At 65.4% G+C, this 20,718-nt stretch carries 18 protein-coding genes and 1 pseudogene; 9 read left to right on the forward strand and 10 right to left on the reverse strand.

Annotation, left to right across the window (positions count from 1 at the left end):
• Positions 1-625 (forward strand): annotated as a pseudogene (locus BEP01S_RS16955) (hypothetical protein); the annotation flags it as partial.
• Between the two features lie 145 nt (positions 626-770).
• On the opposite strand, the gene BEP01S_RS16105 reads toward BEP01S_RS16955, so the two are convergent.
• Positions 771-2,300: a deoxyguanosinetriphosphate triphosphohydrolase family protein gene (locus tag BEP01S_RS16105; protein WP_062245420.1), complete on the reverse strand. Its 1,530-nt coding sequence runs from the start codon at positions 2,298-2,300 to the stop codon at positions 771-773.
• A gap of 165 nt (positions 2,301-2,465) precedes the next feature.
• Between BEP01S_RS16105 and BEP01S_RS16110 the strand changes: the two genes are divergently transcribed.
• Positions 2,466-2,645, forward strand: coding sequence for a hypothetical protein (locus BEP01S_RS16110; RefSeq protein ID WP_062245423.1), 180 nt, complete (start codon positions 2,466-2,468; stop codon positions 2,643-2,645).
• Between the two features lie 70 nt (positions 2,646-2,715).
• Here BEP01S_RS16110 and BEP01S_RS16115 read toward each other — a convergent pair whose 3' ends face one another.
• On the reverse strand, positions 2,716-3,465 hold the full coding sequence (locus BEP01S_RS16115; RefSeq protein WP_306306270.1) for an aminoacyl-tRNA hydrolase: 750 nt from the start codon (positions 3,463-3,465) through the stop codon (positions 2,716-2,718).
• A gap of 240 nt (positions 3,466-3,705) precedes the next feature.
• Here BEP01S_RS16115 and BEP01S_RS16120 point away from each other — a divergent pair, with 240 nt between their 5' ends.
• Positions 3,706-4,767 (forward strand): alpha/beta hydrolase fold domain-containing protein, encoded by a 1,062-nt coding sequence (locus BEP01S_RS16120; RefSeq protein ID WP_244882303.1) that lies wholly within the window; start codon positions 3,706-3,708, stop codon positions 4,765-4,767.
• A gap of 46 nt (positions 4,768-4,813) precedes the next feature.
• Here BEP01S_RS16120 and BEP01S_RS16125 read toward each other — a convergent pair whose 3' ends face one another.
• Positions 4,814-5,797, reverse strand: coding sequence for a YihY/virulence factor BrkB family protein (locus BEP01S_RS16125; RefSeq protein WP_062245426.1), 984 nt, complete (start codon positions 5,795-5,797; stop codon positions 4,814-4,816).
• Positions 5,798-5,823: 26 nt separating this feature from the next.
• Complete coding sequence (locus tag BEP01S_RS16130) at positions 5,824-6,909, reverse strand: AI-2E family transporter (RefSeq protein ID WP_082018782.1); 1,086 nt, start codon at positions 6,907-6,909, stop codon at positions 5,824-5,826.
• 142 nt (positions 6,910-7,051) lie between these two features.
• Between BEP01S_RS16130 and BEP01S_RS16135 the strand changes: the two genes are divergently transcribed.
• The 4 genes from BEP01S_RS16135 (at position 7,052) to BEP01S_RS16150 (ending at position 12,475) form a co-directional block, all read left to right on the forward strand.
• A complete protein-coding gene (locus BEP01S_RS16135) occupies positions 7,052-8,137 on the forward strand; it encodes a phosphatase PAP2 family protein (protein ID WP_062245429.1) in 1,086 nt (361 codons plus the stop codon).
• A 130-nt stretch (positions 8,138-8,267) separates the two neighbouring features.
• Positions 8,268-10,058, forward strand: a complete 1,791-nt coding sequence (locus tag BEP01S_RS16140; RefSeq protein ID WP_083532781.1) for a DEAD/DEAH box helicase — start codon at positions 8,268-8,270, stop codon at positions 10,056-10,058.
• 87 nt (positions 10,059-10,145) lie between these two features.
• Entirely contained in the window at positions 10,146-11,612 is a 1,467-nt protein-coding gene (locus BEP01S_RS16145; protein ID WP_062245433.1) for a cryptochrome/photolyase family protein, read from the forward strand.
• A complete protein-coding gene (locus tag BEP01S_RS16150; protein ID WP_062245435.1) occupies positions 11,609-12,475 on the forward strand; it encodes a Rossmann-fold NAD(P)-binding domain-containing protein in 867 nt (288 codons plus the stop codon). Before BEP01S_RS16145 ends, BEP01S_RS16150 begins: the two co-directional genes overlap by 4 nt.
• 22 nt (positions 12,476-12,497) lie before the next feature.
• Here BEP01S_RS16150 and BEP01S_RS16155 read toward each other — a convergent pair whose 3' ends face one another.
• Entirely contained in the window at positions 12,498-14,042 is a 1,545-nt protein-coding gene (locus BEP01S_RS16155) for an SDR family oxidoreductase (RefSeq protein ID WP_083532782.1), read from the reverse strand.
• Between the two features lie 94 nt (positions 14,043-14,136).
• Positions 14,137-15,177 carry a baeRF2 domain-containing protein gene (locus BEP01S_RS16160; protein ID WP_062245439.1) on the reverse strand — a complete coding sequence of 347 codons (1,041 nt, stop codon included), beginning with the start codon at positions 15,175-15,177 and terminating at the stop codon, positions 14,137-14,139.
• 183 nt (positions 15,178-15,360) lie between these two features.
• Here BEP01S_RS16160 and BEP01S_RS16165 point away from each other — a divergent pair, with 183 nt between their 5' ends.
• A complete protein-coding gene (locus BEP01S_RS16165) occupies positions 15,361-16,314 on the forward strand; it encodes an NADP-dependent oxidoreductase (RefSeq protein ID WP_062245442.1) in 954 nt (317 codons plus the stop codon).
• A 107-nt stretch (positions 16,315-16,421) separates the two neighbouring features.
• Here BEP01S_RS16165 and BEP01S_RS16170 read toward each other — a convergent pair whose 3' ends face one another.
• Entirely contained in the window at positions 16,422-16,595 is a 174-nt protein-coding gene (locus tag BEP01S_RS16170) for a hypothetical protein (RefSeq protein ID WP_157070599.1), read from the reverse strand.
• A gap of 167 nt (positions 16,596-16,762) precedes the next feature.
• On the opposite strand from BEP01S_RS16170, the gene BEP01S_RS16175 reads away from it, so the two are divergent.
• On the forward strand, positions 16,763-16,978 hold the full coding sequence (locus BEP01S_RS16175) for a hypothetical protein (protein ID WP_062245448.1): 216 nt from the start codon (positions 16,763-16,765) through the stop codon (positions 16,976-16,978).
• A 94-nt stretch (positions 16,979-17,072) separates the two neighbouring features.
• On the opposite strand, the gene BEP01S_RS16180 is transcribed toward BEP01S_RS16175, so the two are convergent.
• The 3 genes from BEP01S_RS16180 to BEP01S_RS16190 are packed head-to-tail and all read right to left on the reverse strand — an operon-like array spanning position 17,073 to position 20,718.
• On the reverse strand, positions 17,073-18,851 hold the full coding sequence (locus BEP01S_RS16180; protein ID WP_083532783.1) for an ABC transporter ATP-binding protein: 1,779 nt from the start codon (positions 18,849-18,851) through the stop codon (positions 17,073-17,075).
• Positions 18,851-19,768, reverse strand: coding sequence for an ABC transporter permease (locus BEP01S_RS16185; RefSeq protein WP_083532784.1), 918 nt, complete (start codon positions 19,766-19,768; stop codon positions 18,851-18,853). The genes BEP01S_RS16180 and BEP01S_RS16185 overlap by 1 nt, the downstream gene beginning before the upstream one ends.
• The gene (locus BEP01S_RS16190) at positions 19,765-20,718 is read right to left on the reverse strand and encodes an ABC transporter permease (RefSeq protein ID WP_062245452.1); all 954 of its coding nucleotides are present in this window, start codon (positions 20,716-20,718) and stop codon (positions 19,765-19,767) included. The genes BEP01S_RS16185 and BEP01S_RS16190 overlap by 4 nt, the downstream gene beginning before the upstream one ends.

The raw sequence follows: 20,718 nt of genomic DNA on the forward strand, positions 1-20,718 counted from the left end.
AACGGCCGATTCCTCGGCTGAAGCCTCCGTGGCTGCGGCAGCTGACTCGTCCTCGGCAGGAGCTGCCGACGGTGCCGAAGCAGAAGCGGAAGCCTCGACTGAGGCCGACGCGGATCCGGAGGGTGCTGCCGCAGCCGACTCGGCTGAGGCTGAGGCCGAGGCAGACGCTGCGGAAGCCACCGCAGATGCCGAGGCTGACGCGGCCGAGGCATCGGCTTCGACCGATGGCGACAACGCCAACGCCTCGGCGGCAGACGATGCCGACAAGGCCACGGCAGCCGCCGATTCGGACCAGGCAGCAGCCACCGACGGCGGAGACAGCGCCGACGCAGCCGCAGCCTCGGCGAATGCTGGTGGATCGGCAAGTGCCGGAGACTCGGCCAACGCCGGAACCTCGGCGAACGCCTCCTCAGGGTCCTCGGCCAACGCAGGTTCCAGCGCCAACGGCGGAGCCTCGGCCGGTTCGAGCACGAACGCGTCGGGCAGCAGCGCCGGTGGAGATCTGCCGCGGACGGGTGCCGACGGCATCCCGGCCATGGCCGGATTCGCCGCACTGCTCCTCGCCGGTGGTGCCGCAGCGGTGTGGGCAACCCGCCGCTACCGCGTCTCGGCAGGCAAGCACTGAGGGTGACCCAGCTCAGTCACTGAGCTGACGCCACAACGGCGGGGTCGGAGTGAGAACTCCGGCCCCGCCGTTCGTGTATCCGCCCACTGCAACTTCCACAAACCGCCGAAAGCAGCCGACCACCCACCCCACCAAGCCCAAAAACCTACAACCCGCGCCCGGCCTCCCACGGTTCCTCCGAGGCCCCGGTGATAAGCGCGTTGACCGACATCGCCTGTGCGTCGGTGAACGAGGCGACGTAGTCCACGACCGCCCGAGCCCGGCCGCGCCGAACGATCGCCGCCGCGCCTTCCTCCCCCAGCGCTTCAGGATTGCGCGCGTACAGATCCTGGTACTCCTGTGTGGCCGCCTCGACGGAATCGACGAGCCGCCTCGGGATCCTGGTCGCCTCATCGGGGTCGAGGAGCCATTCGTGGAAGCCCTCGACCAGGGAGGCGATGATCCGCGTCTGCCCGCGCTGATAAACCGCGAGGTCGGAGCGTTCGAGCACGAACTTCGCGTGCACGAACTTGAGCACCACGACGTCGTGCCAGGCTTCCTGGCTCAGCCGCACGTGCCCGCTGCGAATGTGCGGATCCGGGTCGACGACGATCGAAGCCTGCAGCCGATCGATCCAGCGCCTGGTGAACCCGGTGACCGCACGATCCGCCTCCAGTCCCCCATCGTAGGGAACCGCCAGCAACCCCTCGACGAGGTCCCGATTGATCCGCTCGACCGAGGCCCGGAACGCCTCCTCTGACGCGATCCACGGATCCTTCTCCCCGATGTGTCGCCGGATTGCTTCGAGGGCATGACCAGGACGACGTCGATCCAACTCCGCGGAATCGAGCGTCGCCAACTCTCTGCAGTCGCGCAGCCACCGCCCGAGCTCTGCGGATACAGCCGTATACTGCAGCACGTTCGACCGGTAGAAATCGTCCAGGTCGTGCACCGCATACGCAATATCGTCGGCGACATCCATGACCGCACACTCGAGCGTCTGCTGATACTTCCCGATCGCCGGAAACGCCGAGAGCACGTCCGCCATCTCCTCGACCTCAGTGGCATAGGCGGAAAACTTCATCGCCCCCTCGCCGACATCGTCGCCGACCCCGCGGGGCATCCGCGCCGCCGACGACGCCCGATCGCCCGTCCATTCCCCGCGCTCCCACGGATACTTGAGCACCGCAGCTCGAACCGCACGCGTGAGGTTCAGGCCGCGCGCCGTTGCCTCGCAGCTGTCGAGAGCGGTGAGAATCCGAAACGTCTGCGCGTTCCCTTCGAATCCGTCATCGAGGCGCAGCACCTGCCGCGACACCCGGTCGAGTTCCTTCTCGCCGAGGTGGCCGAACGGCGGGTGCCCCAGATCGTGGGCGGCCGCGGCCGCCTGCACGACAACAGGATCGCACCCGCCGAGGCGGCTGACCGTATCCCGGGTCGCCTCGTCGGCGTTATTCAACGTGATCGCGATCGATCGGGCCACTGCGGAGACCTTGAGCGAATGGGTCAGCCGGTTGTGGATGACGGTGCCGGACCCGGCCTGCGGGATGACCTGGGTGACCGAGGCCAGGCGGGAGAAGAACGGGGAGAACCGGATCCGTTCGATATCGACGCGGAACTCGTCCTCTCCGGGGCGGGCCTCCTCGGCGACATTGCGATCGCGGCCCCCGGTCAAGTGAAATCTCTGGCGTTCCATGAACTCAGACTACCGATTCCGCACCCTGAAGACCCTCTATTGCTACCTGACGGGGGCCCAGCAACCTGGCGCCAGGTTGCTGGGCCCCCGTCAGGTAGCAATAGGGACCCTTGAGACTCAGATCACAGCATCGTATGGTGAGGATACCTATAGGAGGTGGTCACAATGACCGGAGTCAATGAAGATTTCTACCAGCCCCAGACCCATCCCGGCGACATCATCGAAGTCGAGGACGAAGAGACCGGTGAAATGGTCAAGCACATGATCTACCTCGACGAGTTCGGCAACGGCACGAAGACACGGCCGTTGAGCGAGGAAGAGCTCAAAGACCTCGACGACGCCTGAGTCTTCCCTCGCCGAGGCGGCTTCCCCCACTTCCCGACTCACCGACGACCCATGGGGGTCAGTCGCGCCCTCACCAGCGGGCGCGGACGGTTTCTGTGGGTCCGTCGACTTCCGTGAAGCCGGCGTCGACGACGCTGATCTGCTGGTCGTTCGCCGCCCACGATTCTCGGCTTGCCGTGATCACGCGCAGGCTGAACTCGGATTCGCGCCAGCGATTCCGCACATCGTCGGGCATCTGCTCGAACGCCAGCTGCGCAGCATGACCGCATTGGGCGGCGGCCTTCCCGGTCGTCAGCGTCAACGCAGGTGAGAGTTCGATCGTCACGACCGCTTCGACGGCGGACACGGAGCTCTCTCCCTCATCCGGGAATTCGGTGCCGCCGACCTGGAGCTTCTTCAGCTCAGTCGGCAGAGGTTCGACGGGTCCGGGGGCGAACACGAGCGCCTCGGCGGGAGCGAAATCGTCGGTGCCGCCGAAGGTCACGCTCACACACCCGAGGGCACGTGCGTCCTCGAGCTTCTTCCCGTCGCCACGACGCACGACCTTGCGGATGGCTCCGTCCCGCCAGTATTCAACGGCCTCATTCCATTCCCCTCCCGGCTGCGAACGCGGATCGTCGAGGAAGGTCACGACGGCGCGAGAGGTGGCCTCGAGGACGTCGACATGGCGGGCGATGGCAGTCTTGGACCGACGCACGACGATCGGCAGGGACCACGGGATGTCGTGGTCGGTCTCGTGCCGGCGCATGTGATCGGTGCGCAGATTCTCGGTCGGCACATCGCCAGGCTGCGGATGCCCGGGCTGCATGCTGTCGGTCAAGGTTTCGCTCCTGCAATGTCAGTGTCCGTGAGGATTGTCGTTCGGGGTGCGGGGCCGCCGGTGCCGCAGTCCCATAGTCATAACAGTCGCGACCGCCGGATATTCCGCGACACCGCCGATGCGCGCCGCACGGTCCCAACGTCGCACCCGAACCGCTGGCCCCTCCGCTTGATGACCAGGTGCCCTCGCTAAGCTGGGAATCATTGCCGCCGACCAAGAATGAGGCTGATGATTCCCGGCGTGACAGTCGACCCCGCGCTCACCGAAGCGCTGCTGGCCACCATTCCTGCCGACATCGTGGCATCGATGTCGCCACAGATGCGCGAGGTCATGGCCGTCCAGGCCACTCGGGCCGACGCGTGCCGCCGAGCCGGCGAGGCCTTCGCCGCTGCCCCCGGTGACCTCTCCCCTGCCGCTCGATCTTTGGCCGCCAAACGCGCCGAATACCGGACCGAACGCACGCTGTGGAACGAAGGTGGCCCAACCATGGCCCGCACCGATGATCACCACATCCGTGCCGCCGGGGTCGACGTTCCGATCCGCATCCATCGCCCCACCACCGAGGCGGTCCTGCCCGGTCTCCTGTTCCTCCACGGCGGTGGGTTCAGCCTCGGAGACCTCGATACGCACGACCGGATCATGCGCGTGCTCGCCGCTGCCGGCGGTTTCGCCGTGATCGGAGTCGACTATTCGCTGTCGCCGGAGGTGAAGTTCCCGCAGGCGCTGCACGAGTGTGCCGGGGTCGTCGACCATCTCGCCGGCCACGGTGAGGATTTCGACATCGACGGCACACGTCTGGCCATCTCCGGAGATTCGGCTGGGGCGGTGCTCACCCTCGGGGCAGGTCTGCTTCTGCGCGATGAACCGGAGACCATCGGGGCGAGTCCCGCGAGCTTCTCGGCTTTGCGCGCCCTTCTGCCCATCTACGGCAGCCACGGTCTCATCGACTCGGCCAGTCGCAGGCTCTACGGCGGCGACTGGGACGGAATGGGCATCCACGACCTCAGCAACCTCCTCGACGACTACCTGCCGACCCCGGAGGACGAACATTCACCGTTCGTCGCGCACCTCACCGCCGATCTCTCCGGTCTGCCGCCGGTGTTCGTCGCGGCCGCCGGTCTCGATCCGTTGCGCGATGACAGCCGGGCATTGGCCAGGACCCTGCAGCGGGCAGGCAACGACGTCCGCTTCGAGGAGTATCCGGATGTGCTCCATTCGTTCCTCCACTTCGGTCGGATCCTCGACGACACAACCACGGTGCTCCACAACGCTGCGGCTTTCGCTGCACACCATCTGAACTGATTCGTGCGGTCGGCGCCCAGCGGGCGCGGACGAAACGGGTTTCCGGTCAGCGGCCCGTGACCTGGTTCCTTCGCCCAGGGCTGCCGTGAGTGCCGTGACCAGGACGCCCAGGGCTGCTGTGACTGCTGTCAGCAGGACGCTCCTCGCTGCCGCGATCCGAACGACCGCCTTCCCTCGGCCGTCGGAACAGCACGTCTGCGTCACCGTCGGACTGCCGTTGCCGCTCGCGTTCGATCTCGGCGTCGAACTCGGCGCCGAGGAGCAGCGAGAGGTTGACCATCCACACCCAGGCGAGCCCGACGATCACTCCCCCGATCGACCCATAGGTGACGTTGTAGCTGCTGAAATTGTTGATGTAGAGCACGAAGCAGGCCGACACGGCAAGCAGCACGAGCAGCGCGACGAACGCACCGAGGCTGACCCACCGGAACTTCGGCTGCCTGACGTTCGGGGTCACGTAGTAGAGCAGGGCGATGAGCAGCATGACGAAGAAGACGAAGACCGGCCATCTGACCACGTTCCAGATCAGCAGGGCAACCGCGCCCATTCCGATGAGCTCGCCGAGCGTTTCGGCGATAGGCCCCGACAGCACGAGCAGCAGCCCCAGAGCGGCCAGGACAATAAGCGTGACCACGGTCATCAGGAGCATGAGCGGCTTGAACTTCCAATACGGCCTGGTCTCCTCGACCCGGTAGACAGCGTTCAAGGCACGACCGAGCGCGCCGATGTATTTCGACGACGACCAGATCGCCAGCAGCAGGCTGCCGATGAGGGTGACACCGGCCGAAGACGACTCGGTGAGTTCGACGATGATCGGGCGAATCGCCTTGGCCGCCTCGGCCGAGACTCCGTGGACCAGGGAGAGCACCGCCTTCGTGGTCGACTCGGCTTCCCCGACCACGCCGAGCAGCGACACCATGGCGAGGATCGCCGGGGCAGCAGAGAGCAGAGCGTAGAAGCTCAGCCCGGCTGCTCTGTCGAGGCACTCGTCGTCGAGCAGACGCCGAAGAGCGCCCTTGACGATTCGCACTCGATTCAACCGTGGCCCGGCCCGTCTCAACGCTGTCCCACTCTGTAGTCCTTGGCCGCGTGGATCATCGCATTGAGAGTCGCGATGACCGGCACGGAGAAGAAGGCCCCGGCGATGCCCGCCACCGCTGCTCCCGCTGTCACCCCGAGGATCACAGCCAGGGGGTGGATCTTCACTGTGGGCCCTGTCAGCCACGGCTGCAGAACGTGGCTTTCGAGCTGTTGGACGACGACGACGATCGCGAGCATGATCAGGCCGTGCACCCACCCGTTGAAGAGCAGCGCCAAGCCGACCGCGACCGCTCCGCCCACGATCGCTCCGACGAACGGCACGAAGGCACCGAGGAAGACCACCATGGCGATCGGCACCGCCAAGGGGACGCCGAGGATCAGAGCACCCACTCCGATTCCGATCGCATCGCTGGCCGCGACGACCAGCTGGATCCGAATGAAGTTCGTCAGCGTCTTCCAACCGGCCTCACCGGCCGCGAAGATCCGCGCATGCGCCTTCTTCGGCCAGATGTTGACGACCCAGGTCCAGATGCCGCGCCCGTCGATGAGCGCGAAGAGGGTGACGAACAGGATGATGATGACGCCTTCGATTACATGAGCCGCCGTCGTGCCCACCTCGGCGGCACCGGAGCCGAGACCGGCGGCGTTGTCCTGCAGCCACTTCCCCGAGGAATCAACGAGGTCGTTGAGTTTGGCTTCGGTGATTCCGAACGGCTGCGTGGCCAAGAGCTGCTTCGCCTCGTCCAGGGTCGTCGCCACCTGCTTCTGGATCTCAGGTATCTCACTTCTGATCTGAAAGGTGATGAGGAGGACGAGCCCGGCCAACAGGCCGAGGACGACCACCCACACGGTGACCACCGCCAACCATTTCGGCCACCGATGCCGCTGCAGGAACGTCGACATGGGGACCAGGAGGGCAGAGAGGACGAGGCCGGCCAGGAATGGAACGACGATCTGTGCGATCTGCAGTGCCACGAAGATCGCGACTGTGATTCCCGCGATGATCACCAGCAGGTATCCGGTGAAGCGGGCACCGAGTTTGAGTCCCTCGGGTATCGGGTCATCGCGATTCGGAGGCGCGTTCAATGGACCTTCTGTCATGGACCAACACTAATGCCGCGAGCCGCACAGTGGGTGGACCATTCTGTTCTGGCCCGCCGGCGCGGGCGAGAACGGGGCTCCGGTCAGCCGCCTCCGAGGAAAATCCGAAGATGTACTAAAAGTGAATTACTACGGTATTCCGATGACCAGATTGCGACGTTGGCCCTACAGCTTTGCCATGGCGCTCGCCCTCCTCGTCGGAGCGGCCGCCGTGTTCTCCTCCCTCTTCCTCGACCTCCCGCTGCGGGACCCCGACGGCTTCCTCGGTCCCTCATACATCCGTCTGCCTCTGCTGGTTCTCGGATTCATCGGCGCCGGGCTGATCGTGGAAACGGTGAGGCGAAACGGGTGGCGAAATCTGCCGACGTCGGTCGTCGACATCGCAAAGAAGGAGTGGAATGCCCACCGGCTGCTGTGCATCGGTGCCGGGCTGCTGAGTTTCTACGTCTGCTACGTCGCCTACCGCAATCTCAAGAGCGTGCTGCCGGTCTACCGCGAGGGCACCCTCTTCGATCAGCAGCTGTTCCACCTCGACCATTGGCTCGTGGGCGGGAACACTCCGGCCGTGCTCCTGCACGAACTCCTCGGCACCGGCATCGCAGCGAACCTCCTCTCTATCGCTTACCTCGCTTACCTGCCGCTCATTCCGATCAGCCTCGGCGCGGTCCTCGTGCTCAATCGCAGACTCGCCGTCGGCGCTTGGTATACGACGATGTTGAGCCTCAATTGGGTGCTCGGCACCGTCAGCTACTATCTCCTGCCGTCGGTCGGTCCCGTGTTCAGCCACGCCGAGGTCTTCCGGGCGCTGCCCGACACCGGAGTCAGTGAGCTCCAGGAATCCCTCATCGACACTCGCCTCGACTACCTCAGCAACCCGATCGGCAGCGATTCCATCCAGGGTGTCGCCGCGTTCGCTTCGCTTCACGTCTCCGTCACCTTCGCCGCAGCATTGTTCATGACGCTGACGAAACAGCATCGCGCCGTCCAGGTGTTCACCTGGATCTTCTTCGGTGTGACGGTCGTGGCCACCATCTACTTCGGATGGCATTACATCCTCGACGACATCGCGGGCATCGGCATCGGCTGGGCGTCGGTGGCGCTCTCCGCATGGGTGACCGGGCACCGCCGAGTTCGCCGACGGCCGGTCGCCGCAGTCTCCGAGCCTGATTCCGTGTCCGCGGCGAAGTCCGCGGATTCTGTCTCACGCACCGCCGGGGCTATACTGTAATCACCTGCGAACCCGTTTTCGGGTTCCCTGCGTCGTCAGGACGCCTCGTCTCTGCAGCTGGGTGATAGCACCCGCGCATTTCCGAAGCCGTTTTCTCTCGGCGATCGAGAGCGCCGACAGCGCTCATTCCATGACCGGAAGCGGCTGCCTGCCACCTATTCACGGCACCGGCACGCCCTCCGGCACGTCGAAGGGCCATCCCATCACTACTTCACAGACACGCACCAATCCCCGCAGCACCCGCACCCACGGAGGCAGCAACCGGAACACCAACACAAGCAGCACCGGCAATCGCGCGAAGAAAGCCACCTCGGCACCGACGTCGTTCTCCGACCTCGGCGTCCCCGCGAAGCTCGTCGACTCCCTCGACCGTGAAGGCAAGACCCAGGCCTTCCCCATCCAGCAGGACACTCTGCCCGACACGCTGGCCGGCCGTGATGTGCTCGGCCGCGGAAAGACCGGGTCCGGCAAGACCCTGGCGTTCTCCATTCCGCTCGTCGCTCGCCTGTCCGAATCCGGCGAGGGTTCGCAGAAGTTCCGCCATCCGCGCGGGCTCGTCCTGGCTCCCACCCGTGAGCTCGCCACGCAGATCACCGAGGTCATCGACCCGTTGGCCAAGGCCGTGGGCTTGCGGACGACGACGATCTTCGGCGGCATCAAGCAGCGTCGACAGGAGGTCGCACTCAAGGCCGGCGTCGATATCGTCGTGGCCTGCCCGGGCCGCCTCGAGGACCTGCTCCAGCAGGACATCCTCACGCTCGAGAACATCGAGGTCACCATCCTCGACGAGGCCGACCACATGGCTGACCTCGGGTTCCTGCCCGGAGTCACCCGAATCCTCAACCAGACCCCGGCTGAGGGACAGCGGATGTTCTTCTCCGCCACCTTGGACAACGACGTCGACAAACTCGTCCGTCGTTTCCTCCACAACGAGGTCCTCCACTCCGTGGATGAGGCGACCTCCCACGTTTCGGCCATGACCCACCACGTGTTCGAGGTGTCGGTCGACGACAAGAACGAACTCGTGCACAAGCTCGCCTCCGGCACGGGCCGCCGCATCCTCTTCACCCGCACGAAGCACCGGGCCAAGCGCTTCGCCCGCCAACTCACAGCAGCGGGCATTCCCGCCGTCGACCTGCACGGCAACCTGTCGCAGGGTGCGCGCGATCGCAACCTCGCCGCGTTCACCGATGGTGAGGCGAAGGTGCTCGTGGCCACAGACATCGCCGCCCGCGGCGTCCACGTCGACTCCGTCGAGCTCGTCGTCCACGTCGATCCCCCGACCGAGCACAAGGCGTACCTGCACCGCTCCGGTCGCACCGCACGTGCCGGCAGCGCCGGTGACGTCGTCACGGTGATGACCGCCGAAGAGCGCAAGGACACTCAGATCCTCCTGCGCAAGGCCGCCATCAAGGCGACCCCGCAGAAGGTCAACGCAGAGTCCCCCGAGGTGACCGAGCTCGTCGGTGAGATCGCCGAGTTCGTCGCCCCGCAGCCGAAGGAACCCGTCCAGCCGCGCAAGAAGACCGAACCTTCCACGTCGAATGGTCGTTCATCCCGCCGTCGCCGAGGCGGCCGTGGCGGAAGCTCGGGTCGCGGTGAGCCCGGCAACGGCGGCAGCGACCGCAGCCGTGAGAACTCGAGCGCCACCGGTGGCGGTCGCAGCGGCGAATCGCGTCGCGGCGAGAGCGGCGGCCGTGGCCGGGGCGCCGGGCACACCGGCGAGGGAAATCGTCGTCGCGAGAACTCCCGCGGCGGCCGTTCCGGCAATGGCCGCTCGGGCGGTCAGCGCGCGGAATCTTCGAGTCGTCAGCCGAGCAGCCGTCGCGCGTCCGAATCCCGCGGCACCAGCCCCGAGGCTCGTCGCCGCAACCGCACCCGTGCCGGAGGCTCGCAGCAGGTCTACTCGACCAGCAGCTGACGTCCTCACAATCGGGTTACCCTGCTCGGATACTACACTTTGGTGTAAATGCCGACTGGGCGAACCAGCTGTGGGAGGAGTCTGCCGATGAGCCAGGACCGCGAGTCCCTCACCCTCGTCTGGTTTCGCGACGACCTGCGCGTCGAGGACCACGAGGCCCTGACAGCGGCCTGCGGCGACGGGCAGGTGATCGGCCTCTGGATCAGAGAGTGCCGCAGCGACGACGGCCTGGGCCCACGCCCGTTAGGCGGGGCGGCCCGGTGGTGGGCGCACGAATCGCTGCGCGTCCTGGAGACCGAACTCGCACAGCTCGGCATCCCGCTGCTCTTCGCAGCAGGCTCGGCCGCCGACATCGTCCCGCAGGCGGCTGCGGACCTGAAAGTCGATGCTGTGCGCTGGTCGCGCCGTTATGCGCCGGCTGCACGTCGCCTCGACGCGCAGATCAAGACGGACCTGGCTGATGCCGGTCGTGCCGTGCACTCCCATACCGGCGCGCTGCTCGTCGAGCCTTGGACGGTCAGCCCTCAGGGCGGTGACTTCTACAAGGTCTTCACGCCGTTCTTCAACGCTGTGCGCGATCGCAGCGTCGGCGACAGCCTCCCGGCGCCGCGCACACAGAGTTCTCCGACGAAGGCCCAGCGACAGGCTTTTGCCGGGCGCTCCTGGGGACGCAGTCTCGACGATCTCGGTCTTCTCGACGGAACCGACACGGGCTCGGGCAGCTTCGCCTCGGCGAGGACTCCACAGTGGTGGCGGACGACCGTGGCCGGGCACTGGAACCCCGGGTGCAGGGAGGCGGCCGGTGAGCTCGCCTGCTTGAGCGACGGGCTCGACGGCTACGCAGATTCTCACGATGTCCCCGCAGACCCTGACAGCACGTCAGGCCTGTCGCCGCGACTGCGCTTCGGCGAACTCTCCCCCCGCCAGCTGCTGGCAGCGGCCCTGGACATACCGGAGGTGAGGGACGATGATCGGCAGGCATGGATCCGGCAGCTCTACTGGCGGGAGTTCTCCTGGCACCTGACCTATCACCTGCCGGCCGTCGAATCCGAACCGATGCGACCTGAATTCGCGTCCTTCCCCTATGAGGACGACCCCGAGGCACTCGACCACTGGTGCAGCGGCACGACCGGGATCGACCTCGTCGATGCCGGCATGGCTCAGCTGTGGCAGACCGGATGGATGCACAATCGAGTGCGGATGGCCACGGCGAGCTTTCTCACGAAGAATCTGCTGATCCACTGGTGGCACGGCGAGCAGTGGTTCTGGGACACGCTGGTCGACGCCGATGAAGCCAACAACCCGGTCTCGTGGCAATGGGTGGCCGGGTGCGGAGCCGATGCGGCTCCGTATTTTCGCATCTTCAATCCCGAACGCCAACGTGAGCGTTTCGATCCCGACTACGAGTACGTGGGCAGGTGGTTGGGCCGCGGTCCGGGCGGTCTCACTCGGGCGGAACGCTCGCGGGGTGATCGCGAGCCGATCGTCGATCTCAAGGCATCGCGCCAGGCGGCATTGGCCGCCTATGACAGGATGAAGAGTGAGGCGAAATGAGCACGACGAACGGACGCAGGATTCTCATGGCCGGGTGCGGAGACCTGGGCACACGGCTGGGCCTGCGACTGGTCGACCAGGGGCACCGGGTGATCGGACTGCGCCGACGCGTCGCCGAACTGCCCGACGCCTTTGAGCCGATCAGTATGGACCTCTCCGGATTCGGAGCTCCCGGCCGCGATAGGGTCGATGCTGCAGACCGCAGCGATCCGCGACTGGACGGACTCGATGCGGTCGTGATCACTCTGACTTCGGACGAACCGACTCGGACCGGATACGAACGGGCCTATCTCCACGGGCTGAGAGGTCTCGCCCGCGTGCTCGGGTCACAGCCGGGCCGAGTCATCCTGGTCTCTTCCACGCGTGTCCTTGCGGAGGACCCGACACGTGTGATCACCGAAGACGCTCCACTCGCCCCAGGGTCCGGGCCGGGTGAGGTCCTCGCTGCGGCCGAGTCCGAGGCGGCCGAGCTCTTCGACCACCTCACGATCGTCCGCCCGGCTGGTATCTACGGACCTGGCCGTACCCGCCTCATCGACTCCGTGCGACGCGGCCAGCGGTTCAACCATCAGCGGTGGACGAACCGCATCCACCGAGACGACCTCGTTCGCGGCCTCGAGCGCTTGGCACTTGCCTCGGAACCGCCGGACCTGGTCCACGCTGTCGATTCGCTTCCTGCTCAGATGGGCGACGTCGCCGCCTTCATCGCCGGCCGCCTCGGCGTGCCCGTCCCCGGCCATGCCGACGACGAGACGCCGAGCGGCAAACGTATCGACGGAACTCGCTTCGGCTCGCTCGTGGGCGAACTCGGCTACCCCACGTACCGGCACGGCTTCGCTTCGATGCTGACGACAGCCCCCTGATCATGGACAAAACCGGGAACGTTCAGGCTCGGCGCCGCGCCTCGGCTGCGATGTTCTTCGCCATGGCGGGAAAGATGAAGCGATGAAACGGGGCGACGAGGGCCCAGTAGATGCGGCCTCGCACTCCAGTGGGGATAAAGGTCGCCGTCTGGTGATACTCACAGCCTTCGAATGAGTCTGTCAGAGCGAATTCGAGCCACGCGTGCCCGGAGACCTTCATCTCGGCGCGCAGCAGGAGACGAGAGTTCGGCTCCAGCTGTTCGACTCGCCACCAGTCGACGGGGTCGCCGGTGCGCAGGCTGTCGGGCAGCCGTCGGCCCCGGTTGAGGCCAGCGCCTCCGACTGCTTTGTCCCAGATCCCACGAATCTTCCATGCCAGCGGCCACGAGTACCAGCCGTTGGTCCCACCGATCCCCTCGATCACAGGCCACACCTCGGCGGCGCTGACACCGCTGATCGTCGTCGACCGTTCATCGGTGAAGATGCGCCGGCCGGACCACTTCGGATCACTGGGCGACGGCTGGGCCGCCTCGTCGAGCTCTCCGGCGTCGGCGTCCCAGTTCGTATCCACGGCACCTTCGATTTCACGGCGCAGGGCGAGTCGGACGGCGTCGGCGAACCCGATGAGCCCGGACTCGGGCGGCGGAATGACCGCGTCGACGTCCTGATCCGAGGCCACCGCGTCTTCCTGCAAGGATTGGACGAGCGGCAAGGTGAGGCTGAACGGCAGCGGGGTGACCAACCCGACCCAGATGCCTGACAGCGTCGGCGCGGGAAGAGGCAAAGCGATGACGTGGCGGGGCTTGAGCCCTGCGACGGCAGCAAAGGTACGCATCACGTTCGCATAAGTGAGGATCTGACGTGAACCGATATCGAAGGACCGGTTGACCGCCTCCTGCACATCAGCCGCGGAGAGAAGGTAGTAGAGAGCGTCACGAACCGACAGCGGCTCGACGCGGTTGGACACCCAGTCCGGTGCCGGCATCCAGCGCAGGGTCGTCGCGAGGTGGCGGATCATCTCGAACGAAGCCGATCCGGAGCCGATGATGATGCCGGCGTTGAAGACGATCGCGTCGACCTCGGAGTCGAGCAGAATCCGTCCGACGTTCGCTCGTGAACGCATGTGCTTCGAGAGTTCACGTCCCTCCGGATGGAGCCCTCCGAGGTAGACGATGCGGCGTACGCCGGCAGATGCGGCCGCGCTGGCGAAGCGCCTGGCCGCCTCGGCTTCGGCTGCCTCGAAGTCCCCGCCGGAGCCCATGGAATGCACAAGGTAATAGACGGTATCGATGCCGCCGAGGCTGTCATCGAGACCGCCACCGGTGTCGAGGTCGACGGTTCTCACGTCGACGTCGGCTGCCCATGGAACCTGCTTGAGCTTCTCCGGTCGCCGCACACCGACCCGAACCTGGTGTCCGGCCTGCAGCAGTCGGGGCACAAGGCGACCGCCGATGTAACCGGTCGCCCCGAGCACGAGCACGCGCCGCGGGGTGCGGGTTCGGCGGATGACTTCGTCGCCGAGCGACTTCGGGCCAGGCGGGGTCGAGCGTTCCGTCGGGCGATTCATCGGGGGGTCCTTTCGGCCTGCCGAGATCGGCTGTCACGGACCAACCATACACATGTCACCCATTCAATACTGCCGGCCATCGTGTAGCTGCTGCTCAGTCCGCGAGCGCAGCGCCGACGTCGTAGCGGAGGATCGCAGCAATGCCGTCGCTCATCGGATCGTGGCTGAGTCCGATCTCAGCTGAGGACAGGATAGCCGCGGAGACGATCTCCGCTTCACCTGCTGAGGCCTCGGCATCATCGAGCAGCAGGACCGCCGCCGCTCCGCGTTCCACTGCCTTTTCGACTTCTGCTCGCCCTTCGACCGCACGGCCGTGTGCTTTGCTTTCGCCCAGACGCTCCGAGTTCTCAGCCTCTCGTTCTTCGGCGAGCCTCGTCACCAACGTCCTGATGGCCACGTCGATCGCCTCTTCGGCACCGTCATCGTCATTGCCGCCTTCTGAGATCTCGTGAAGCAGCTCTTCGGCCCGTACGGACAGTTCGGCCTTGACGACAGTTCTGCCCTGCACTTCTCCTGCCAGGACGACGGCGTCCGGTGCATGATCGGTGATCAATCGGTCGACGAAGTCGGCGACGCTGCGTGCATTGTCCTTGATGATCTCGTCGACACGGCGCCGGATCTGGTTGTGCGAGTATGCTCCTCGCCGCGGCTTGTTGATGTCTTCGTCGTTGTCGCCGGTCACGTGGACCGGCTCGTTCTCGATGCGTTCGCGATCCGGGGTCACGCTCAGTTCACGGACGGCCGCACCATCCTGCCCGGCGATGACGAGGACGACATCGAACTGTCTGCACTCCTGTCGGAGAAAGGCTCCAAGCTCCGGCGCCTCGCCGTAGTGGGCCGAATCTCCTTCTCCCAGCGCCGCGTCCCAGTGTTCGTCCAGCAGAACTCCCTGTGAGTTCGCGACGATGGTCCGACCGTCTGTGTGCACCTCGGTGGGTTCGTCGGCGAGGATGATCGCATCGATGGACTCGAGGAGAGACTCCTCTGCCCCGCTTTCGGACAGCTGCTCTCGCAGCTCCGACCAGCGCAGACGCAGCTGCGTCTCGGCATCGGCTGAAGGAGTACGACCCTCAAGGTAGACCGTGGCATATGGACCGCCGCTCCCGTAGACCGTGCGCAAGTGATTGTGGTTCATCCCCTGTTCCTCCTCAGCGTCTGTGGCTGTCTGACCTGCCCCCAAGGGGCTCGCCGCGCTGCGCGCGGTGTTCTCAGCGTGGCATTGTGGGGAGACCGCTGTAAACAGTCTTGACAAACCAGGGTCGGGCATTTACAGAAAGAGTCAGGTCAGCTGCGGCTTCTGAAGTGACACAATGGGACCATGAACACCGAAACGATGATGCGCGCCGTCAGCCAGCAGACTTTCGGCAGCGCCGACGTTCTCGAAATCACCGAGATTCCGCGCCCGAAGCCCCGCACCAACGAAATCCTCGTGAAAGTCCACGCTGCGGGTCTCAACCCGACCGATTGGAAGCACCGTTCTGGCCACGGCTTCGTCGACAAACTGCCATTAGTACTCGGCTGGGACGTCTCCGGTGTGGTCGAAGCCGTCGGTATCGGCGTCGCGACGTTCAGACCAGGCGACGAGGTGTTCGGCATGATGTCGTATCCGTTCGGACTCGGTACCCACGCCGACTACGTCGCCGCCCCGGCCAGATTCTTCGCGGCGAAACCCCGATCGGTTGACCACGTGCAGGCGGGGGCACTCCCCCTCGTCTCTCTGACCGCCTGGCAGGCGCTCGTCGACAATGCGGACTTACAGTCGGGACAGCGCGTGCTGATCCACGCAGCCGCGGGCGGCGTCGGGCACATCGCTGTGCAGATCGCGAAATCGCTGGGCGCATACGTGATCGGAACCGCGAGTTCGGCGAAGCACGGCTTCCTGCGCGAGGTCGGCGCCGATGAAGTCATCGACTACCGAACGGATGACTTCGCCGATCGAGTGCGAGACGTGGACGCGGTGCTCGATACGATCGGCGGTGACACGGCGATGCGCTCCCTGCACACGCTTCGCAAGGGCGGCTCTCTCGTCTCGCTCATCCCTGTCGGCTCCGCTGATCTCCTTCGCGAAGCAGATCAGCTCGGAGTGCGAGCACTTCGGATGCTCGTGGACTCCTCGCGCAGCACACTGGAAACCATCTCCGGGCTCGTCGACGACGGTGCACTGCGTGCCGCAATCGCCGGCACTTTCCCGCTCTCGGAGGCAGCAGAAGCCCATCGAGAAGGCGAGACCAACCACACCACCGGCAAACTCGTACTCACAATGGACGAGTAGGCCAAGCCCAATCTGGTCAGTTCCACAGTCGAAGCGGCACTATGCTCACTGCCGCGACGCAGGGCCCGGCACCTGTGCATCGGTGCCGGGCCCTGCGATCACGGAAGTCAGTAGTGTGCTGGCGGATCGCTCGCGGGGAAGGACTCTTCCTCCCACTCATCGACCAATTCGTCCTCTTTCTCCTTCGACGCGGAATCCGTGCCGGGATTTTCCGCAACGTCATCCCTGGCTCCCTCGGGGGCCGCTTTCGGATCCTTCTCGTCTTCGCTGAAATCGCTCATCACGATCATCCCTTCTCTATCGAGTGTACGAACCTATGCTGACGCTCTTTGGTCCAACTGGGTAGGGGTGCGGGCATATTGGCATGAGGCATTACGGGGGTGCCGCTCGGCAGAGGCCCCACGTAGACTGATCACCTATCCGCGCTCTCCAGCGAAAGGTGACCAGAATGTCAACCGACGACAACAGCACCGAAGGCAACACATCAGACAGCATGCGCAAAGCTGCGGAGAACCTCGATCACGAGGCCGGAGGCGCACCGTCATCCGAGTACCTCGATAAGGTCGATCCCGACGATTTCGGGCGGAAGGACGAAACCGGCGAGGACCAGAGCCGCGACGAGGATGACGCCTCAACGATCGACTCGCCGTCGACTGATCGCTGACGACCTTCAGAGCATCGTCGGCTCACAACACAGTTTGGGGCGGATAGCACCTGTTTGAACAGGTGCTATCCGCCCCAAACTGTGCCACAAGCCATCAGAACTTCGGCACGTCGGCGATCAGCGCCCGCGTGTACTCGTGCGACGGATCCTCGAGCACCTGCGCGGTCGGACCGTAATCGACGATTTTGCCCTGGTTGAGCACCGCAAGATTGTCGGCGATGTGCCGGGAGAGTGCGATGTTGTGCGTGACGAAGAGCATCGCCAGCTGACGTTCCTCCCGCAAGCTCCGCAGCAGGGCGACGATCGATGCCTGCACGCTGACGTCGAGCGCCGAGGTGATCTCATCACAGACCATCACCGACGGTGCGTTGACCAGCGCACGGGCGATCGCCGCCCTCTGCCTCTCACCACCGGAGAGGTCACCGGGGCGCCGGTGGTAGAACGTCCGTCCCAGACGCACCGAATCCAGCGCCTCCTCGACAGCGGCCTTCCGGCTCGCGGCCGTTCCCTGACCGCTCATCTCCAATGGCACCGTCAGCGACTGACCGATGGATCGTCGCGGATTGAGTGAGGAGAACGGCGACTGGAACACGTACTGGATGCCCACGCGCTCCTCGTTCGTGCGCTTGCGCGTCGACCGCGCCAGCTCCGTTCCGCGCAGCTTCACCGAGCCCTTGTAGTCGTCGTTGAGCCCGGCCACACACTGCGACAGAGTTGTCTTACCCGACCCGGATTCTCCGAGCAGCATCGTGCACTCCCCCGGCTCCAGCGTCAGGTTGATCCCGTCGAGGATCTGCGTCTTCCCGTAGGCGAGCGCCACATCTTTGACCTCGAGCAGAGGCGCAGTCACCGAGGGGGCACCGCCGTCCCCGTCCCCCGCCGAGGCGGCCGCCCCGTCGGATCCGGTCCGGTCCGAGTCCGCATCGCCGGGCTTCTCCCCCGCCGACACGAGGATATGTGTCTTCTCATCAGCCTCGGCGGCGGCTTTCGCCTCTGCGGCCCCGTCACCGATGGTCTTCCGTCCGGCAAGGTCGGGCACGGCTGCCATGAGCATCTTCGTGTACTCGTGCTGCGGACGTTCGAGCACTGCCGACACCGGTCCCTCTTCGACGAGGTCGCCGCGCAGCATCACGGCCACCCGATCGGAGATGTCCTTGATCACCGCGAGGTCGTGGGTGATGTAGAGGCCGGCGACGTTGTTCGCCACCGTCATCTGCCGGATCGTGTCGAGCACGACCGACTGCGTGGACACGTCCAGGCCGGTTGTCGGTTCATCGAGGATGAGCACATCGGGGTACATGGCGAAGGCCATGGCAATGCCGATGCGCTGCTGCTGACCGCCGGAGAGCTGGTGAGGCCAACGCCGCTGATAGGCACGATCCGTGGGCAGACCGACGTCGACGAGCACCTCTGCGACGCGATCAGCTCGCTCACGATCCGAGACTCCGAAGTCGTGGATGTCGAGGACTTCCCGGATCTGCTCGCCCACGCGCATGGCCGGGTTGAGCGAGAGGGCAGGATCCTGAGGGATGTACGCGATGCGGGATCCGCGCAGATCCCGCAGGGCCACCTCGTCGAGTTCGCCGACCTCAAGGTGAGTGGCGTCACCGCGCGGCCAGATGCTCACGGACCCCGACCCGAACTTCAGCCCCTCCCGGAAGTGCCCCATGCAGGCCAGACCGGCCGTGGTCTTACCGGAACCGGACTCGCCCACGAGCCCGAGGATCTCTCCTCGGGACAGGGCGAAGTCGACTCCGTGAAGGATCTCGTCTCCGGCGTTCGTGAGCACGCGCAGGTCGGACACGCGCAAAACGATCTTCTCGTTCGGCTCGTTCGCATCATCGTGGCGAACGGTCTCTGTCTTCGGGCTCATCATGCCTCCACGGATGTTGATGCGGTGGCTCGGGCGAAGGAGTCCGCGAGCAGGTTGGTGCCGATGGTCAGCAGCGCGATCGCAACGACCGGCAGCAGCACACCCCAGGGCTGGATGGACAGGGCGATGCGGTTCTCGTTGATCATCAGACCCCAGTCGGCCGCGGGCGGCTGCAGACCGAGTCCGAGGAACGACAGCGACGCGATGTAGCCGATCGAGTAGGTGAGACGCAGTCCCGCCTCCACGCTCAGCGGTCCGGTGATGTTGGGGAGCAGCTCACGGATGAGCACCTTCCACCGGGGCATCGCGTACATCTCGGCGGCTTTGATGTAGTCCTCGGTGATGACGCCCAGGGTCGCGGACCGCGCGACGCGGGCGATGCGCGGAGCGTGGGTGAGGCCGATGACGGTCACGAGCACCCACCCCTGCGGGCCCAACACTGTGATTGCCAGGAGGGCGAACACGAGCTGCGGGATAGCGAGGATGACGTCGTTGAGCCGCATGATCACGGCGTCGAAGGTTCCTCCGACATAGGCGGCGAGCATGCCGATGATCGCACCGACGACCATGCCGAGCGCCGTGGCGAGCACACCGTAGACGATGAGTGTCACACCGCCGGCGAGGAACCGGGAGAACACATCGCGGCCGAGGTTGTCCGAACCGAACAGACCGTAGGGACTGAACGGCTTCGTGACGAACTCGGTGGCGGTGTTGCCGGTCGCCCAGGGCAGCAGCAGCGGACCGCACAGAGCGAGCGCGACGACGACCACGGTGATGATCAGGCCGATCTTGCCCTGTTTCTGCGCGAGCACCCGCTTGTAGAAGGGAACGTAGGTGGTGGCGGATTCCTTGGGCACCTCTGCGGCATCGGTGGCCGCGGACTTGAGGTCATCAAGACTGTTGGCGTCGGTGCTCATGCTGCGCTCCTGAGTTTCGGGTTGGTGAGGATGCCGACGACATCAGCCGCCAGGTTCACCACGACGTAGACGGCGGCGACGAGCATGGAGATCGCTTGGACGACCTGCACGTCACGGTAGGTGACCGCATCGATGAGTGCTTGGCCGAGTCCCGGGTAGCGGAACAGGAACTCGACGACGACCACACCGCCGGCCAGCCACGCCAGCTGGATCGCGACGACCTGAGCGACCGGTCCGAGTGCGTGGGGCACGGCATGGCGCATGATCACGCGCTTCTCCGGGACACCTTTGAGCCTGGCCATCTCGACGAAACCGGAGTCGAGGACTTCGATCATCGTCGCTCGCATCATTCGCACGATATAGGGGGTGACGACGAGGATGAGTGTCAGGGTCGGCAGGATGAGCTGCTCCGGCCGGTTCCACACGGGTTCTCCCGGCGGGGCCAGGGTGACGGCCGGCAGGATCTGGAATACCGAGGTGGCGAAGATGGCAATGAGGCCGATGCCGATGACGAACTCGGGCATGGCCGCCAGCACAAGGCTGACTCCGGTCATCGCCTGGTCGCGGCGCTTCCCGCGGTGCAGAGCCTGATAGACGCCGAGGCCGATGCCCAAGGGCACGGAGATGACGGCGGCCAGTCCCATGAGGATGAAGGAAGCCCCGATCCGATCGCCCAGCAGTGCTCCGACAGAGCCTCCCGTCGCCGAGGAGGTTCCGAAGTCCCCGACGAACAGTCCTCCCAGCCAGGTGAAGTACCGCTGCCAGGCGGGTTGGTCGAGTCCCAGCTGTTCGTTCAGGGCTGCGATGCGCTCCGGTGTGGCCTGTTGGCCGAGGATCGCTCTAGCGGCGTCGCCGGGCAGCAGCAGGGTGGCGCCGAAGACGAGCAGCGAGACTGCGATGAGGATGAACGCGGAGAAGAGCAGCCGCTTACCGATGACTTTTCCGAACAT

It is taken from the genome of Brevibacterium epidermidis NBRC 14811 (assembly GCF_001570805.1).
In the GTDB taxonomy this organism is placed as follows: Bacteria; Actinomycetota; Actinomycetes; order Actinomycetales; family Brevibacteriaceae; genus Brevibacterium; species Brevibacterium epidermidis.

Bases quoted from the DNA above. Each gene is read 5' to 3' on its own strand.
- BEP01S_RS16135 (WP_062245429.1), top strand. From the start codon at position 7,052: ATGACCAGATTGCGACGTTGGCCCTACAGCTTTGCCATGGCGCTCGCC.
- BEP01S_RS16145 (WP_062245433.1), top strand. From the start codon at position 10,146: ATGAGCCAGGACCGCGAGTCCCTCACCCTCGTCTGGTTTCGCGACGAC.
- BEP01S_RS16170 (WP_157070599.1), bottom strand. From the start codon at position 16,595: ATGAGCGATTTCAGCGAAGACGAGAAGGATCCGAAAGCGGCCCCCGAG.
- BEP01S_RS16150 (WP_062245435.1), top strand. From the start codon at position 11,609: ATGAGCACGACGAACGGACGCAGGATTCTCATGGCCGGGTGCGGAGAC.
- BEP01S_RS16190 (WP_062245452.1), bottom strand. From the start codon at position 20,718: ATGTTCGGAAAAGTCATCGGTAAGCGGCTGCTCTTCTCCGCGTTCATC.
- BEP01S_RS16160 (WP_062245439.1), bottom strand. From the start codon at position 15,177: ATGAACCACAATCACTTGCGCACGGTCTACGGGAGCGGCGGTCCATAT.
- BEP01S_RS16155 (WP_083532782.1), bottom strand. From the start codon at position 14,042: ATGAATCGCCCGACGGAACGCTCGACCCCGCCTGGCCCGAAGTCGCTC.
- BEP01S_RS16180 (WP_083532783.1), bottom strand. From the start codon at position 18,851: ATGAGCCCGAAGACAGAGACCGTTCGCCACGATGATGCGAACGAGCCG.
- BEP01S_RS16185 (WP_083532784.1), bottom strand. From the start codon at position 19,768: ATGAGCACCGACGCCAACAGTCTTGATGACCTCAAGTCCGCGGCCACC.
- BEP01S_RS16110 (WP_062245423.1), top strand. From the start codon at position 2,466: ATGACCGGAGTCAATGAAGATTTCTACCAGCCCCAGACCCATCCCGGC.
- BEP01S_RS16130 (WP_082018782.1), bottom strand. From the start codon at position 6,909: ATGACAGAAGGTCCATTGAACGCGCCTCCGAATCGCGATGACCCGATA.
- BEP01S_RS16105 (WP_062245420.1), bottom strand. From the start codon at position 2,300: ATGGAACGCCAGAGATTTCACTTGACCGGGGGCCGCGATCGCAATGTC.
- BEP01S_RS16175 (WP_062245448.1), top strand. From the start codon at position 16,763: ATGTCAACCGACGACAACAGCACCGAAGGCAACACATCAGACAGCATG.
- BEP01S_RS16140 (WP_083532781.1), top strand. From the start codon at position 8,268: ATGACCGGAAGCGGCTGCCTGCCACCTATTCACGGCACCGGCACGCCC.
- BEP01S_RS16165 (WP_062245442.1), top strand. From the start codon at position 15,361: ATGAACACCGAAACGATGATGCGCGCCGTCAGCCAGCAGACTTTCGGC.